The organism is Maribacter sp. UH1 (genome assembly GCF_056839145.1).
This window is the reverse complement of record NZ_CM166387.1, coordinates 765,690-785,014: the sequence shown is the minus strand read 5'-3', so window position 1 is coordinate 785,014 and position 19,325 is coordinate 765,690. Positions and strand designations below refer to the sequence as shown.

General features: G+C 35.7%; 7 protein-coding genes. 6 read left to right on the top strand and 1 reads right to left on the bottom strand.

Annotated features, from left to right (window positions below):
- The first annotated feature begins 33 nt into the window (after window positions 1-33).
- Together rpoC and UH1x_RS03375 are read left to right on the top strand one after the other, a co-directional pair.
- Window positions 34-4,332, top strand: a complete 4,299-nt coding sequence (gene rpoC, locus UH1x_RS03380) for a DNA-directed RNA polymerase subunit beta' (protein ID WP_405413585.1) — start codon at window positions 34-36, stop codon at window positions 4,330-4,332.
- 56 nt (window positions 4,333-4,388) lie between these two features.
- Window positions 4,389-4,703: a DUF3467 domain-containing protein gene (locus UH1x_RS03375; protein ID WP_036155930.1), complete on the top strand. Its 315-nt coding sequence runs from the start codon at window positions 4,389-4,391 to the stop codon at window positions 4,701-4,703.
- Between the two features lie 32 nt (window positions 4,704-4,735).
- Here UH1x_RS03375 and UH1x_RS03370 read toward each other — a convergent pair whose 3' ends face one another.
- Window positions 4,736-6,325 carry a peptide chain release factor 3 gene (locus UH1x_RS03370; protein ID WP_482625102.1) on the bottom strand — a complete coding sequence of 530 codons (1,590 nt, stop codon included), beginning with the start codon at window positions 6,323-6,325 and terminating at the stop codon, window positions 4,736-4,738.
- Between the two features lie 386 nt (window positions 6,326-6,711).
- On the opposite strand from UH1x_RS03370, the gene UH1x_RS03365 reads away from it, so the two are divergent.
- From UH1x_RS03365 to UH1x_RS03350, 4 genes are all read left to right on the top strand, one after another.
- Window positions 6,712-11,460, top strand: a complete 4,749-nt coding sequence (locus tag UH1x_RS03365) for an Ig-like domain-containing protein (RefSeq protein WP_482625101.1) — start codon at window positions 6,712-6,714, stop codon at window positions 11,458-11,460.
- A gap of 13 nt (window positions 11,461-11,473) precedes the next feature.
- On the top strand, window positions 11,474-12,427 hold the full coding sequence (locus UH1x_RS03360) for a PorP/SprF family type IX secretion system membrane protein (RefSeq protein ID WP_482625099.1): 954 nt from the start codon (window positions 11,474-11,476) through the stop codon (window positions 12,425-12,427).
- Between the two features lie 15 nt (window positions 12,428-12,442).
- Window positions 12,443-14,383, top strand: a complete 1,941-nt coding sequence (locus UH1x_RS03355) for an OmpA family protein (RefSeq protein WP_482625097.1) — start codon at window positions 12,443-12,445, stop codon at window positions 14,381-14,383.
- 333 nt (window positions 14,384-14,716) lie between these two features.
- Entirely contained in the window at window positions 14,717-19,135 is a 4,419-nt protein-coding gene (locus UH1x_RS03350) for a Calx-beta domain-containing protein (RefSeq protein ID WP_482625095.1), read from the top strand.
- The last annotated feature ends 190 nt before the right edge of the window (window positions 19,136-19,325 follow it).

Sequence of the window (19,325 nt, the reverse complement as noted above, 5' to 3'; positions counted from 1 at the left end):
TAAAACAAATTAAAACATTATCAGCACGCTATTATGGCTAGAATAAAAGATAATAACCCAGTAAAAAGGTTCGATAAAATTTCAATAGGATTAGCTTCGCCAGAATCTATTTTGGCAGAGTCTAGAGGTGAAGTTTTAAAGCCTGAAACAATTAACTATAGAACTCATAAACCAGAACGTGATGGTTTATTCTGTGAGCGTATTTTTGGTCCTGTTAAGGATTATGAATGTGCTTGTGGTAAATACAAGCGTATTCGTTACCGTGGGATTGTATGTGACCGTTGTGGTGTAGAGGTTACAGAGAAAAAAGTTCGTAGAGATCGTGTAGGTCATATTAACTTGGTAGTACCGGTTGCTCATATCTGGTATTTCCGTTCTTTACCGAATAAAATAGGATACTTATTAGGTTTACCTTCCAAGAAATTGGATATGATAATTTACTACGAACGTTACGTAGTAATTCAGCCAGGTATAGCTAAAGGTCCTGAAGGTGAGGAAATCCAAAAAATGGATTTCTTGACTGAAGAGGAGTATTTAAATATTATTGATACTATTCCTCAAGAAAATCAATACTTAGAAGATTCTGACCCAAACAAGTTTATTGCTAAAATGGGAGCAGAGTGCCTAATTGATTTGTTAGGTAGAATAAATCTTAAAGAGCTTTCTTTTGAGTTAAGACATAAAGCGAACACAGAAACTTCCAAACAACGTAAAACGGAAGCTTTAAAACGTTTACAAGTTGTAGAAGCTTTAAGAGAATCTCAAGAAAATAGAGAAAACGAGCCAGAATGGATGATCATGAAAGTAATTCCGGTTATACCTCCAGAATTACGTCCATTAGTGCCATTAGATGGTGGTCGTTTTGCAACTTCAGATTTAAATGATCTTTACAGAAGGGTTATTATCCGTAACAACCGTTTAAAAAGATTAGTTGAAATAAAAGCACCAGAAGTTATTCTTAGAAATGAGAAACGTATGCTTCAGGAAGCTGTCGATTCTTTATTTGATAATACAAGAAAGGCATCTGCTGTAAAAACTGAATCTAACAGACCGTTAAAGTCACTTTCAGATTCATTAAAAGGTAAGCAAGGTCGTTTCCGTCAAAACTTACTTGGTAAGCGTGTTGATTATTCTGCACGTTCGGTAATTGTTGTTGGACCGGAATTGAACTTATACGAATGTGGTCTTCCAAAAGATATGGCTGCTGAATTATACAAGCCTTTTGTAATCAGAAAACTGATAGAAAGAGGTATTGTAAAAACAGTAAAGTCCGCTAAGAAAATTATAGACAAAAAAGAGCCTGTAGTTTGGGATATTTTAGAGAATGTATTGAAAGGTCACCCAGTTTTATTAAACAGGGCTCCTACATTACACCGTTTAGGTATTCAAGCATTCCAACCTAAATTAATAGAAGGTAAAGCAATTCGTCTTCACCCATTAGCATGTACTGCATTTAATGCGGATTTTGATGGGGATCAAATGGCGGTTCACTTACCATTAGGACCAGAAGCAATTTTAGAAGCACAACTATTGATGCTTGCTTCTCAAAACATATTAAACCCTGCGAATGGTTCACCTATTACGGTACCATCACAGGATATGGTCTTGGGTCTGTATTATATGACCAAAGAGCGTAAATCAACACCAGAAGTACCAATTATTGGTGAAGGTTTAACATTTTATTCAGCAGAAGAGGTGGAGATTGCTTTTAATGAAGGCATGGTAAATCTTAATGCAGGTATTAAAGTTAGAGCTAAAGATTTCAATGAAGAGGGTGAGTTGGTTTATAAAATTATACCTACTACCGTAGGTCGTGTATTATTTAATAATCACGTACCAGAGGAAGCAGGTTTTATTAACCAAGTATTAAATAAGAAAGCCTTAAGAAATATTATTGGCGATATTTTAGCGGTAACTAGTGTTCCTGTTACAGCTGCATTCTTGGATAAGATTAAGACTATGGGATATGAATTCGCTTTCAAAGGTGGATTGTCCTTTAGTTTAGGGGATATTATTATTCCTGCTGAAAAAATGGACATGATTGGTGAAGCCAATGTTCAGGTTGATGGTATTATGGCCAATTATAATATGGGTCTTATTACTAACAATGAAAGATATAATCAGGTTATTGATGTTTGGACATCTACTAACGCTCAATTAACAGAGTTGGCTATGAAACGTATCCGTGAGGATCAGCAAGGTTTCAACTCGGTGTATATGATGCTTGATTCTGGTGCAAGGGGTTCTAAAGAACAAATTCGCCAGTTAACAGGTATGCGTGGTTTGATGGCTAAGCCTAAAAAATCTACTGCCGGTGGTGGGGAGATTATTGAAAACCCGATTCTTTCTAACTTTAAAGAAGGTCTTTCAATTCTTGAGTACTTTATTTCTACTCACGGTGCACGTAAGGGTCTTGCGGATACCGCTTTGAAAACTGCAGATGCTGGTTACTTAACAAGAAGATTGGTAGATGTTTCTCAAGATGTAATTATTAACACTGAAGACTGTGGAACATTAAGGGGTGTAGAAGTTCAGGCGCTTAAGAAGAATGAAGAAATCGTTGAAAGCTTAGGTGAAAGAATTTTAGGTCGTGTATCATTACATGATGTTTATAACCCAATGACCGAAGAATTAGTACTTCAAGCAGGTCAGCAAATAATGGAAGCTGATGTGAAGAGAGTTGAAGCATCTCCGATTGAGAAAATCGAAGTACGTTCTGCTCTTACTTGTGAAGCTGAAAAAGGAATTTGTGCTAAATGTTATGGAAGAAACCTTTCAACCAATAAAATGGTACAAAGAGGTGAAGCCGTAGGTGTTGTTGCTGCTCAGTCAATTGGTGAGCCTGGTACACAGCTTACACTTAGAACATTCCACGTAGGTGGTATTGCAGGTAACATTTCTGAAGATAATAAATTAGAAGTGAGATTCTCCGGTGTTGCTGAAATTGAAGATTTAAGAACAGTTACTGGTGAAGGTTCAGATGGTAAGCCAGCTGAAATTGTAATCTCTAGAACTAGTGAGATAAAAGTTGTTGATGCCAAAACTGGTATTACTTTAAGTACAAGTAATATTCCTTACGGTTCTCAATTATTTGTTGAGAATGGAGCTAAGGTTACTAAGGGTGATGTTATTTGTTCTTGGGATCCATATAACGGTGTTATCGTTTCGGAATTCCCAGGTAAGATAGCTTATGAGAATATTGAACAAGGTGTAACTTATCAAGTTGAAATTGATGAGCAAACCGGTTTCCAAGAAAAAGTAATTTCTGAATCTAGAAACAAGAAGTTGATACCAACATTATTGATTCAAGATGCTAAAGGTGAAACTTTACGTTCGTACAACCTACCTGTAGGTTCTCACATTATGGTAGATGATGGAGATAAGATTAAGGAAGGTAAGACGTTGGTTAAGATTCCGCGTAAATCTGCTAAGGCAGGTGATATTACGGGTGGTCTTCCAAGAGTTACTGAATTATTCGAAGCAAGAAATCCTTCAAACCCAGCTGTAGTATCTGAAATTGATGGTGTAGTTTCTTTTGGTAAGATTAAAAGAGGTAATAGAGAAATTATCATTGAATCTAAATTAGGCGAGGTTAAGAAATATCTAGTGAAACTTTCTAATCAAATCTTAGTACAAGAAAACGATTATGTTAGAGCTGGTATGCCATTGTCTGATGGTTCTATTACTCCAGAAGATATCTTGGCAATTAAAGGACCATCTGCTGTTCAACAGTACTTGGTAAACGAAGTTCAGGAAGTTTATAGATTACAAGGTGTGAAGATTAATGACAAACACTTTGAGGTCGTTGTTAGACAAATGATGCGTAAAGTAAGAATTCAAGATCCAGGTGATACAATCTTCTTAGAGAATCAATTGATTCATAAAGATGATTTCATTAGGGAGAATGATGAAATCTTTGGTAAGAAAGTGGTAATGGAAGCAGGTGATTCTGATAACCTTAAACCAGGTCAAATTGTTACTCCTAGAGAGTTAAGGGATGAAAATTCTTTATTAAGACGTGGAGATAAGGCATTGGTTGAAGCTAGAGATGCTGTTTCAGCAACTGCAACTCCAATATTACAAGGTATAACAAGGGCATCGTTACAGACGAAATCATTTATTTCTGCTGCATCGTTCCAAGAAACAACTAAGGTGTTAAATGAAGCTGCTGTAAGTGGTAAGATTGATACATTAGAAGGTCTTAAGGAGAATGTTATTGTTGGTCATAAGATTCCGGCTGGTACGGGTATGAGGGACTATGATAGCATTATTGTAGGGTCCAAAGAAGAATATGATGAAATAATGGCCAGAAAAGAGGCATTAAGATTCTAATTTTATACTAACCCTCAAATTTAATTTGGGGGTTATTTTTTTAATAAAACTATAATATGAGTGACAATAAGAATCCGAGTCAAAAACAAATTAATATTGAATTGGATGAGAAGATGGCAGAAGGAATTTATTCTAATCTAGCTATTATTAATCATTCAGTTTCTGAATTTGTAGTTGATTTTATTAGTATGATGCCAGGAGCTCCAAAGGCAAAGGTTAAGAGTAGAATTATACTTACCCCGCAACATGCTAAGAAGTTTTTAAAAGCATTGAATGATAATGTACAACGGTTTGAAAAAGCTAATGGTACAATAAAGGATTATGAACAGCCTTCAATACCAATGAATTTTGGTCCGACTGGTGAAGCATAAAAAAAGCCCAACTTATAAAGTTGGGCTTTTTTTTATTCGAATTCAGAGGTAAAGTGTAGTTTTACAGAGGGATATTTTTGCTGCGTCATTTGCAGGGAGAATTGGGAATCTGCTAAAAACACTAATTGACCTTTTTTGTCCTTTGCCAAGAATTTTTGCTTTACACGTTCAAATTCTTTGAACTCATCTGTTTTTCTGTTTTCTGTGCCTACCCAACATGCTTTATAAACATTAAAGTTCTCGTAACTACATTTAGCTCCATATTCATGTTCCAGTCTATATTGAATAACTTCAAATTGTAAAGCACCTACAGTTCCAATAACTTTTCTGCCATTTAATTCTAAAGTAAATAATTGGGCTACACCTTCATCCATTAATTGGTCAATGCCTTTGTAGAGCTGTTTGGACTTCATAGGGTCGGCATTGTTGATATACCTAAAGTGTTCGGGAGAAAAGCTTGGAATGCCTTTGTAATGTAGACTTTCGCCTTCTGTTAATGTATCTCCAATTTTAAAATTACCTGTATCATGCAATCCTACAATATCTCCTGGATATGAAATATCTACAATTTCTTTCTTTTCGGCAAAAAATGCATTAGGACTCGAGAACTTTAATTTTTTACCATTTCTAACATGTAAATAAGGCTTATTTCTTTCAAAGGTGCCAGACACGATTTTAATGAAAGCTAACCTATCTCTATGCTTAGGGTCCATATTTGCATGGATTTTAAAAACAAATCCAGTCATTTCTTTTTCATTTGCTTCAACAAGGCGCTCTTCTGCATTTTTTGAACGTGGGGTAGGTGCTATTTGAACAAAACAATCTAATAGCTCTCTAACGCCAAAATTGTTTAACGCAGAACCAAAGAATACAGGTTGTTGGTCTCCTTTAAGATATAGTTCTTTGTTAAAATTTGGGTAAACACCCCAAACCAATTCTAAGTTGTCTCTTAATTCAGATGCTGCTTTACTTCCTATAATTTTATCTAACTCTGGATTTGCAACATCGTCAAAAGCAATAGTCTCTTCAATGTTCTTTTTACTATCGCCACTAAAAAGGTTTATATTTTTTTCAAAGATGTTATAAATACCTTTAAAATCGTAACCCATGCCAATTGGAAAACTCAGAGGAGTAACGGAAAGTCCTAATTTTTGTTCCAATTCATCTAATAGGTCAAAGGCATCTTGCCCTTCTCTATCCAACTTATTGATGAATACCAGCATTGGTATTTTTCTCATCCTACAAACTTCAACCAGTTTTACGGTTTGCTCTTCAACACCTTTGGCAACATCAATAACAACAATTACACTATCAACTGCAGTTAAAGTTCTAAAAGTATCTTCAGCGAAGTCTTTGTGACCTGGGGTGTCAAGAATGTTGATTTTCTTGTCCTTATAATTAAAAGCAAGAACAGAAGTGGCTACAGAAATACCTCTTTGTCTTTCAATTTCCATGAAATCACTTGTAGCGGTTTTTTTGATTTTATTGTTTTTAACAGCTCCCGCTTCTTGAATTGCACCACCAAAAAGTAATAATTTTTCAGTTAATGTAGTTTTACCTGCATCTGGGTGAGAAATTATTCCAAAGGTTCTTCTACGTGCTATTTCTTGCTTAAAGGTCATATTCAAAATTTGTGCAAAAGTAATACAAATTCAATTCTTAAGATTTATGAATTGCTGTAGGTAGGGGAAATTTATTTTATTGTGTATGAAACTGATTAACTGTGAGTTATGTGCGTGGGTATATATAAGGTTAGGATTATTTAATTTTTTATAATCTTTTATTCAGAATTTCTCGTAAATAATATTGAAATGTTAAATATTCTTAATTAATTATTGCGCGTTTTCTGCCGATTACCCCTTTATTTCCTTGGTTAATCGAAAAAGAATTTGAGTTGATTTAATAATGATATATCTTAGCACCGTTAAATAAGACAGCCCCACTTTCTTATAACGAACACGTAAAAACACTACAAAATGCCATGGTGATTAGTAAAACACTAACACTTATGGGTAAAATTACTTTTAAATTACGCTATCCTTTTTTGATAAAAGGTTTTCTTCTTATTACTACGTTATTTTTAACGTTTTCTTTCTCTTCCGTTAATACGGTAGAATACAATTCTTTAAATATGTATTCAGTGGATACCGATGGGGATGGGATTTTTGATTCGGAAGATATTGATGATGATGGCGATGGAATAATTGATTCGAAAGAAGACATGAATCTTGACGGTGATTTCAATCATCTAACAAATTCAACTGATACAGACGGGGACAATATTCCAGATTATTTGGATATAGATTCTGATAATGATGGAATATTAGATAGTATTGAAGCTCAGGTTTCAAATAATATAATTTTACCATCAGGTATAGATGTTGACCAAAATGGCTTGGATGACGGATATGAATCCTCGCCTGGAAGCGGTGAAGGTCTTGTTCCTGTAGATACTGATTTAGATAGTATTCCTGATTATTTAGATGTAGACTCAGATAATGATGGTATATTGGATAGTCTTGAATCTAGTAAGCTTAGTACAGATTTTGATTGTGATACGGTACCAGAGTTAAATTTTAGTAATGTTCCTACTTTGGAATCTGGAGAGAGCCTAAGTGAAGGTGCTATTTATAGGTTTTCAAATATATCAGAAAATCTTGATGCGTTGGTTACAATTGAAAAAATTGTAAATGGTCAAATAAGTACTTTAGATCAAAATTCTGTTGATCCAGAATTCTTCAAACCAGAAATCCAATTTACTACTACCGATTTGGTAAGAAGGCCTTATGTTGATTTACGTATTTCAATGGTAAAAACAGGAACTACTGAAAAAGCTTTTTTAGACGAATTGATAGCTAATTTTATTGATGTTGATGGTAATAATCAATATCAAGAATTTAATAGATTTGATACCCCGGCTAGTTATACTTACGACAATCCAACTGATGTTGGTATTAATTATACCTCAGGAGGTTTATTGATAAATGGTGGAATGAGTGAATATGATGGTATTTCAAATTTAAATCCTTCGGTAAATGTAGCAGTAGAATTTGTAAATATAAATACGTTTGTTTTTCGCTTTGGTATAGAAACTCAGACTTTAGATAATTTCACTACTAACGTGCCTAGGCAATCAGGAATTCAATTTTCTTGTTTAGATAATTTTGTAAACCCTCAAACGGTATCTTTTAGTGAAGATGTTGATTCTGATAATGATGGTTATCCAGATAGAGTGGATATTGATTCTGATAATGATGGTATCCCTGATAATGTAGAAGCTCAGACTACTGAAGATTATGTATTACCTATAGGTCTTGATGATGATGGTGACGGTCTTGATAATGCTTATGATACAAGCGATGTGGAAGGACTTACACCTGTAAATACGGATGGTACGGACAATGATGATTATATCGATCTGGATAGTGATAACGATTCTGTACCTGATAACAACGAGGGTAACGATTTCAACTTTGACGGAATTCCCGATCAGACCTTTACAGGTGTGGATACGGATGGTGACGGACTTGACGATGGTTACGAAGGTTCTGATGTCTACGATGGTTTCGATGTGAACGATGAGATAGACGATCCTGCGAACGACTTACCCGATACGGATGGTACGGAGGATGTTAATTACCGTGATCTTGATGATGATGGCGATGGTATCGATACTCCGGACGAGGACGCGAACAATGATGGCGACCCTACCAACGATGATAGCGATAATGATGGTATACCTGATTATTTAGATCCTAACAGTCCTGGACCTGATACCGATGGGGACGGGGTTCCTGACAGTGCTGACCTTGATGATGATAACGATGGTATCTTGGACAGTGTCGAAGACCCTAATTTAGATGGTGACAACGATCCGTTGACAGATCCTTTGGATACTGACAATGATGGAATACCGAACCATTTGGATATCGATAGCGACGATGATGGTATTCCGGATAATGTTGAGGCACAGACAACGGACGGTTATATAGCGCCAAACGAGGACGATGCCGCAACGTATGCTTCTAACGATGGTGTCAATAGTGCATATCCTGATGGACTTACACCTGTAAATACGGATGGTACGGACAATGATGATTATATCGATTTGGATAGTGATAACGATTTGGTTTTTGATAACAACGAGGGTAACGACTTCAACTTTGACGGAATTCCCGATCAGACCTTTACAGGTGTGGATACCGATGGTGACGGACTTGACGATGGTTACGAAGGTTCTGATGTGAACGATGGTTTCGATGTGAACGATGAGATAGACGATCCTGCGAACGACTTACCCGATACGGATGGTACGGAAGATGTAAATTACCGTGATCTTGATGATGATGGCGATGGTATCGATACTCCGGACGAGGACGCGAACAATGATGGCGATCCTACCAACGATGATAGCGATAATGATGGTATACCTGATTATTTAGATCCTAACAGTCCTGGACCTGATACCGATGGGGACGGGGTTCCTGACAGTGCTGACCTTGATGATGATAACGATGGTATCTTGGACAGTGTCGAAGACCCTAATTTAGATGGTGACAACGATCCGTTGACAGATCCTTTGGATACTGACAATGATGGAATACCGAACCATTTGGATATCGATAGCGACGATGATGGTATTCCGGATAATGTTGAGGCACAGACAACGGACGGTTATATAGCGCCAAACGAGGACGATGCCGCAACGTATGCTTCTAACGATGGTGTCAATAGTGCATATCCTGATGGACTTACACCTGTAAATACGGATGGTACGGACAATGATGATTATATCGATCTGGATAGTGATAACGATTCTGTACCTGATAACAACGAGGGTAACGATTTCAACTTTGACGGAATTCCCGATCAGACCTTTACAGGTGTGGATACGGATGGTGACGGACTTGACGATGGTTACGAAGGTTCTGATGTCTACGATGGTTTCGATGTGAACGATGAGATAGACGATCCTGCGAACGACTTACCCGATACGGATGGTACGGAGGATGTTAATTACCGTGATCTTGATGATGATGGCGATGGTATCGATACTCCGGACGAGGACGCGAACAATGATGGCGACCCTACCAACGATGATAGCGATAATGATGGTATACCTGATTATTTAGATCCTAACAGTCCTGGACCTGATACCGATGGGGACGGGGTTCCTGACAGTGCTGACCTTGATGATGATAACGATGGTATCTTGGACAGTGTCGAAGACCCTAATTTAGATGGTGACAACGATCCGTTGACAGATCCTTTGGATACTGACAATGATGGAATACCGAACCATTTGGATATCGATAGCGACGATGATGGTATTCCGGATAATGTTGAGGCACAGACAACGGACGGTTATATAGCGCCAAACGAGGACGATGCCGCAACGTATGCTTCTAACGATGGTGTCAATAGTGCATATCCTGATGGACTTACACCTGTAAATACGGATGGTACGGACAATGATGATTATATCGATTTGGATAGTGATAACGATTTGGTTTTTGATAACAACGAGGGTAACGACTTCAACTTTGACGGAATTCCCGATCAGACCTTTACAGGTGTGGATACCGATGGTGACGGACTTGACGATGGTTACGAAGGTTCTGATGTGAACGATGGTTTCGATGTGAACGATGAGATAGACGATCCTGCGAACGACTTACCCGATACGGATGGTACGGAAGATGTAAATTACCGTGATCTTGATGATGATGGCGATGGTATCGATACTCCGGACGAGGACGCGAACAATGATGGCGATCCTACCAACGACGATAGCGATAATGATGGCACTCCGGACTATTTAGATCCTGATAGTGTACCTATGGAAGATTTAGATACTATTGATGATATAGTTTCAACACCAGTAGACACTCCAATAGAAATCGATATTCTTGACAATGATTTTGGGATTCCTACGGATGGTACGTTAACGGTAACCGATCCGTCTAACGGAACGGTTGAAATCAACGACGGAGGTACACCTGATGATATTTCAGATGATACAATTACGTACACTCCAAATGATGGTTTTGAAGGAACCGATGTAATAGAGTATACAGTGTGTGATGCGGAAGGTAATTGCGATACTGCTACGGTAACTATTACTGTAGGGGAGCCTATTGCTCTTGATGTTGTAGATGATTCTGTTTCAACGCCAATAAATACTCCAATAATAATCGATATTCTTGACAATGATTTTGGGATTCCTACCGACGGAACGTTAACGGTAACTGATCCGTCTAACGGAACGGTGGAAATCAACGATGGAGGTACACCTGATGATATATCTGACGATACGATCACATATACTCCAAATGACGGATACGAAGGAACAGATACTATCGAGTACACTGTTTGTGATGCTGAAGGAAATTGCGATACGGCTACGGTAGATATATTAATTGTAGATAACGATTCTACAGAAACAGATGATAGTCCTATTGAAGTAAATCAAATGGTGACTCCAAATGGTGATGGTAGAAATGAATTCTTATTCATAAGAGGTGTAGATAAAATCCGTAGTAGTACCTTAAAAATCTTTAATAGATGGGGTGTTGCTGTTTACGAAGGTGAAAATTATAATAATCAAAATAACGTATTTGATGGTAGATCAAGAGGTAGGTCTACTTTAAGTACAGATGATTATCTTCCAGCCGGAATATATTTCTATATATTTGATTATACTACCTTTGATGGAAAAAGTAAAGTAGATAGTGAATATCTTTATATTAGTAGATAATAGTTTATAAAATATGAATATTAAAAATAAGTTCTTAATTCTATTTGGAGGTTTGTTGCTAATATTTAGTAGCGCCATTGCCCAACAAGATGCCCAGTATACTCAATATATGTTTAATACAATGAGTATTAATCCTGCTTACGCTGGCTCAAGGGGTCAGTTGAGTATAACAGGTCTACATAGATCCCAATGGGTAGGTTTGGAAGGTGCACCTTCAACACAGACATTTAATATTCAGTCTCCTATTAGAAATAGTAAATTAGGGTATGGATTTTCAATTGTTAATGATGAAATAGGGGAAGGTGCTGTTCAAGAAACTTATTTTGATGCTGTTCTTTCCTATACCATTGATGTATCTGCTGAAGGTAAATTATCATTTGGATTGAAAGCAGGTGGTAATTTAATGAATTTAGACTTTAGTCAGCTTCGAAATTTTGATGAGGAAGTTGTAAGAACTGATAATATTGAAAACCGGTTTTCACCAAATGTAGGTGTGGGTCTATACTACCATTCATCTAAGTTTTACGCAGGTCTTTCTGCACCTAACTTATTTGAAACGGAACATTTTGATAGTTCTCAACAAGATGCAAATGATACTCAGTTTTTATCTAAAGATAGAATCAACTTCTATTTAATTACGGGTTATGTATTTGATTTAAATGGAAATTTAAAGTTTAAGCCAGCATTATTGACTAAAGTAGTAGGAGGAGCTCCTTTGCAAGTTGATTTTTCTGCAAACTTTATGTTCAATGAGAAGTTTACTTTTGGCGCAGCCTATAGATGGGATGCCGCAGTTAGTGCAATGGCTGGGTTTCAAATTTCAGATCAATTCATGATTGGTTTAGCTTATGATAGGGAAACTACAGATTTAGGTGGTACACAATTTAATGATGGATCATTTGAAGTACTCTTAAGATATGAATTGGTAAAATCATTTCAAAGATTGGTTTCACCTCGTTTTTTCTAAATGGCAAACTTACATATGAAGTATACAGTAAAATTATTAATAGTAGCCTTATTGTCCATCCAAGGATTGGTTAATGCTCAAGAGCGATTAATTCAAAAAGGTAATGAAAAGTTTGACTCATATTCTTTCAGTCCTGCTATAGATATCTATAAAAAAGTGATGGATAAAGGGTATGTTTCAGCAGACTTACTAAGAAAGTTGGGTAATTCATATTATTATAATGCGGACTACACGGATGCTGCGGAGACATACAAGAAATTAGTGGCAGATTATGCTTTAGAGGTTACCCCTGAGGATTATTTTAAATATGCTCAGTCCTTAAAGACAATAGGAGAGTACGATACTTCTGAAACTATAATGGATAAATTCATAGAAGTAACCAAAAGTGATGGTCGCGCTACGGCATTTGATGAAGATCGAGATTTCATGTCAGAAATTGAAGAGAATTCAGGTAGATATAATTTAGGACCTTTTGAATATAATTCTCCTTATTCAGATTTTGCACCTTCTTTTTATAAGGAAGGATTAATTTTTTCTTCTGATAGGGATACAGGTAATTTTGCAAGATATCGTCATACTTGGAATGCAAAAGACTTTTTGGATTTATATGAAGTAAATGCAGATAGTTCATCGATAGATCATGTAAAAAAAATAGATGAAAATATAAATACACGCTATCACGAATCTACATCAGTAGTAACAAAAGATGGTCAGACAATGTATTTTACACGTAACAATTCTGAAAAGAGAAAAACTGTAAAGGATGATAAAGGTATTGTTAGATTAAAAATTCTAAGAGCTGTATTAACTGACGAAGGAGTATGGGGAGAAGTGGAAGAGCTACCTTTTAATAGCGATTCTTATTCTACTGCTAATCCGGCTTTAAGTCCAGATGAGAAAACTTTATATTTTGTATCTGATATGCCTGGTACCCTCGGTGCATCAGATTTATTTATGGTTGCCATTAATGAAGATCGTACCTTTGGTACACCTCAAAATTTAGGTTCAAATATTAATACAGAAGCTAGGGAGACATTTCCATATATAACTTCAGAAGAAATTTTGTATTTCTCTTCAGATGGGCATCCAGGTTTAGGAGGGCTAGATGTATTTGCAACCAAAATTAAAAGACAAGATTTTACAGGTAAGGTTTTAAATGTAGGTAAACCTGTAAATAGTAATAGTGATGATTTCACCTTTATTTTTAATGAGGAATTAAGAACAGGTTATGTAGCATCTAACCGTGAAGAGGGTATGGGTTATGATGATATTTATAGCTTTACAGAAACAAGACCTCTAGTTTTTGATTGTTTACAAAAAGTTACCGGTACAGTTAGAGATAAAATTTCTAATGAAGTTTTAGTTGGCGCGACTATTAAGGTTATCGACGAGAATAATGAAGAGATATTATCCACAATTACAGATTCTGATGGTAATTATTCTTTGGAACTTGATTGTAATAAAGGAAATTTTGTAAGAGCTTTAATGGAGGGTTATGTGCCTTTTGAAGAGTATATAGGAGTATCTGATGGAAAACCAAAAATCATAGATTTTTATCTTGAAAGAGATAATATTACGGCTGGGTTTGGAGATGATTTAGCAAAGCTTCTTCAATTGAGTACCATTTATTTTGATTTTGATAAATACAATATCAGAAAAGATTCTGAGGTAGAGATTGAAAAAGTGATTGCTGCTATGGAAAAATACCCTAGTTTAAAAATAAAAGTTAATGCACATACAGACAGTAGAGGAACAGAAGCTTATAATTTGTGGTTATCAGATAAAAGGGCAGAGTCAACTGTAAGTTACATGATTAAAAAAGGCATATCGAAGGACAGATTAATAAGTGAAGGTTTTGGTGAAACTAAATTACTTAATGAGTGTTCTGATGGAGTTAAATGTTCGGCAGTTAAACATGATGTAAATAGAAGATCAGAATTTATAATATTAGAATAATAAATATTTCTTACCATATAAAAAGCAACCAATAAATTGGTTGCTTTTTTAGTTTTATCATATGAGTGTTCGACTTTAAATAATCGAGTAGCTACTATCTATATTAGGTTGTAATCGATGAATTGCAGCTAAATAATAATGTTACTTGTTATTTTTAAACAGCACTATTAACCTACTACATGTGGTAATACCACCAGTTCACAACAAATATTAGTGGCGGGCTGTCCTTCTAGCTATTTTTACGGATGATATTGATGGTAGAAAGTTTTTACTTTTCAATACCCCCATTTTTTAGTTATGAGTTTAAGACAATTTTGTTATTTCATATTTTTAATGATTTCTACAGGTTTCTATGCCCAGGAAACCTATTTAGACACATTTACCAGTACCTTTTACGGAAGTAACGAAGGAACACAAAATTTCAGTTCAGATTGGATAGAGCAGAATGATGACGGTAATGCTTGGGGTGGAAATATTAGAATTACTGGTGGTCAGCTAAGATTTAGAAATAGTGATGCTGGTTGGATTTATCGTTTCGCACCATTATCTGGTGCAAGTTCTGCAACTTTAACATTGGATTACGATGCAAATTCCGCAGGGGGTGAAGCTATTGATGTATATATTTATAATGCTGATACTAATAATTGGAATTTCATTCAAAGATTAAATGCAGGTTCAGGATCTTTAACCTATAATTTAACCGCTGCTGAAATTGCTTCCAATCCTGCCGTTATATTTTATCCTAGTGATACTAATTGGCAGGGCACTGATACTATATTTATTGATAACGTGCAATTTTCTGCAACATTTGGTTCAGAAGTACTTGTTGATGATGTTACTGTAAATGAAAATGCCGGTACAGCAACCTTCACAGTAAGACATGGCGGTAGTGCTGCTAGCGGACCTTATAGTGTTAATTATACAACAACTAACATATCTGCAACCGCCGGTCAAGATTATACGGCATCAAGCGGAACTTTAAATTTTGATGGAACCATTTGGGATACAGAAACTATAACTGTTTTTATAACAGATGATACCATTTTTGAAGGCGATGAAACCTTTGAATTTTCGTTTACGTCAACTTCAGATCCCAATGTAGATATTACAGATACGGCTATTGGTACAATTTTAGCTAATGATGCCTTAATTATTACAGATGGGGGCTCTGCAAATACTTGTGATGATATATTTTTAGATTCTGGCGGTATCAGTAATTATTCGGATAATGAAGATTTGGTGTATACTATTTGTCCAGATATTGCTGATAATTATACTCAGGTAAACTTTGATCAGTTTGATGTTATACCTGGTGACATTCTCTATGTGTATGATGGTAATAATACTAGTGCTACTTTAATTGGGCAGTATGATAATGATAATATACCAACTCAAATTTTCGCCACAAATGCAAATGGTTGTTTGACGTTTAGATTTACATCTAATAACAATACTACGGGTAATGGTTGGCAAGCAACTGTTAGTTGTTCTCCTCCAGGACCAAAAATTGTGGTAGAAGATGTATACGTAGATGAAGATTCTGGTAGTGCTATATTTACAGTGACTCACGTTCGTGACCGTCATGGTTTTAGTTGGTTTTTTGGCTTCGTTGAAACTCCATTTACCGTAGAGTATATGGTGAGTGATGGTACAGCTACAAATGGTAGTGATTATATTTCCGTAAACGGTACACTTACATTTACAGGAGAAGTAGGTAATGTTCAAACTTTTTCAGTGCCTATCGTAGATGATGGGATACCGGAGTTAGTAGAATTTTTTACTGTTGGGTTCTCTGATGCTACAGCGCAGTATGCTACTGTAGATTATAGTGATACTGCCAATGGGTACATAAATTCACAAATTTTAGCCAATGATCCATTAACACTATTTCAAGAGTTTGATGGCTATTATGATTATTCTACAACAGGTGGTTCATTAAGAACAAATGATAACAATACGGATGCTTGTTCAATTACTACATCATCCTCCAATACACTTATTGCACCTATTCCAAACACAGGTACTATTAAAAAAGCATATCTATATTGGGCTCATTCAAGTACAGTAGTTGATGGTAGTGTAACTTTTGAAGGACAAACGGTTAACGCTAACTTTCAGTATCAAACAACACTTACCAATAGAAATTTTTATGGCTATGTTAGTGATGTCACAGATATTGTAGCGGGTGTAGCAGATCCGTCAACTAACGTTTTTGATTTTTCTGGTTTATCCATAGATAACTCGAATACATATTGTTCATCGGCAACTGTTTTAGGAGGGTGGACATTATTTGTATTTTATGAAGATCCTAATCTACCTGCGGTAAACATTAACTTATATCAAGGTTTTGATGGCTTAAGTAACGATGGAAATTCATTTACATTGGATGGTTTTTATGCCATTGCCGGTGCTGGTGCAAAAGCATCATTCTTATCATGGGAAGGGGATTCTACATTAGACGGTAATAGTTCAGGTACAACCAATCCTAATGGGGAAAGATTATCTATTACAAATCAGGCAAATCAACCTCCTTTTGTATTGTCAGGGGATGGTGGACAAACAGGCAATAATGCCTATAATTCAACTATGTATGATAATACTACAACACCAGATTATAATGTAAATACAACATATGGCGTAGATTTAGATACCTATGATATTTCAACATATATCTCTCCAGGTGATTCTCAGGTTACTGCAAATGTAGATGTAGGCCAAGATTTCTTGATATCTGCTGCGGTAGTGCTCAAAGTACCATCTAATCTAATTGCAGGTACTGTTTTTGAAGATGTTAATTATGGTGGTGGTCAAGGTAGAAATATGACGGATGCCAATGGTGTTGGTATAGCAAGTGCAATTGTAGAATTATATGAAGATGATGGTACTTTTGTAAGAAGAACGACTTCAAAAGTAGGTGGTGATTACAGTTTTGGTGGTATGGCCGATGGTGATTATTACGTTAAATTGGTGAATTCTACAGTTAGGTCTAACAGAGATAATGGTATTAATTGTACTACTTGTGTACCAATACAAACATTTAGAAGTTATGGTGATGTCACTAATAACATTGAAGTTTTAAATGAAATAGGAGGAGCTGACCCTACTGCATTTTCAGATTCTGCATTGGGTGTATTTTCAGATTCTCAAAGTTTATCTTTAGTTAGTATAGCAAGTAGTGGTGTTGCAAATATTGATTTTGGATATAACTTTAATACAATTGTAAATACGAATGTATTTGGTCAAGGTTCATTAGAACAGTTTATTTTAAATAGTAATACCTTGGGTGAAACAATTCTAGATATTGAAGCGAATTCAATTTTTGATCCTGGAGCAGGAGAAGATGTGTCTATTTTTATGATACCACCAACTGGTGATAGTTTTAGTAGAACCGCAGACGTTAATTTTACAAATGGTTATTTTGATATCGAAATTTCTAAAAATGATCCTCTATCGGTAATAACAGGTAGTACTACCATTATAGATGGTAGAACGCAAACTGCATATTCTGGTGACACAAATACAGGTGTAGTAGGTTCAGGTGGAGATGCTGTAGGTATTTCCAATACTATATTACCAACATATGAAAGACCGGAAATTCAAGTTCATCGAGAAGATGGCGACGTTTTCATTAATGAGGGTGAAAATGTGATGATAAGAAATTTAGCGATTTATTCAGATAAGTCCTCAGCCATAGTTGCAGAAGATGGTTCACTAGAAGTCACTCAAAATTTAATTGGCGTGAATGCATTAGGTAATAATTCGGGAGATATAGATGTTGGTGTAGAAAATAAAGATGGGCAAATTAATGTTAATGGAAATTATCTTGCAACAATTTTGGAATCAGCAGTATTAATAGATGGTGGCAGTTCAAGTTTAATTCAAAATAACCATTTTGAAAATAATGGTAGTTCACCATGTGATGACGCTATTTTACTGGAAGATGGTTCAGGTGTTGTTATTCAACAAAATCTAATAGAAGCATCAGCTTCCACAGCAATTGATGTAGAAGATAAAGTAACCGGTGTTTTAATAACAGAAAATTCCTTAACAACTTCAGGTCAAGATGGAGGTAATTGTCAAGGAAATCCACAACAAATGGCAATTAAGATAGAAAGTGATGGTTCATCTATTTCTAATAATGTTATTTATCAAAATGGTGGAGCGGGTATTGCAATTGTTGATGGTACGTCAAATTTAATAAGTCAAAACTCCATTTATGCAAATGGAACGGTAACACCAAGTTTGGGTATAGATTTAGATATGGACGGTGTAACATTAAATGATATTTCAGATTCAGATTCAGGTCCAAATAATTTAGAAAACTTCCCTGTGATTAACTCTGCTTTTATTTCTGGAACAAACCTAGTAGTAACCGGCTGGGCATCTCCTGGAACTTCGGTAGAGGTATTTTTCACGGATGTAAATGAAGGTACGGCGACCTTAGGTGATAATCAGTTAGGTTTAACACAAGACTATGGTGAAGGTCAAACATATATAGGTACAGCAATAGAAGGTAGTGGCGATGATCAAGATGGCACAACTTCTTCTTATGCGGATATTGATGGTAACGCTGATAACACCAATAAATACAAGTTTGTTTTTCCTTTACCTTCAGGAACTGTTGTAGGAGATTTAATAACAACTACAGGTACTAGAAGTAATTCAACTTCAGAGTTCTCACCAGAAATTATTATTAAAGCGTATACGGTAATTACCAACAGAAATATTACGTATCGTATCAAAGGAAATTAAAATTACGAAAGTAAATTCATACAAATAATTTTTGTTAGCTCTGTGTTTTACTAGGGTTTACAGCTTAGGCAACAGTTTATAGATTGTTGACCTTGTTCTGAATACCATTGGCAACATTAATTTTTAGACCTCACTTTATTGGCTGATTTTTATAATATCAAATCATGCTAAATAATTCCCCCATATTGGC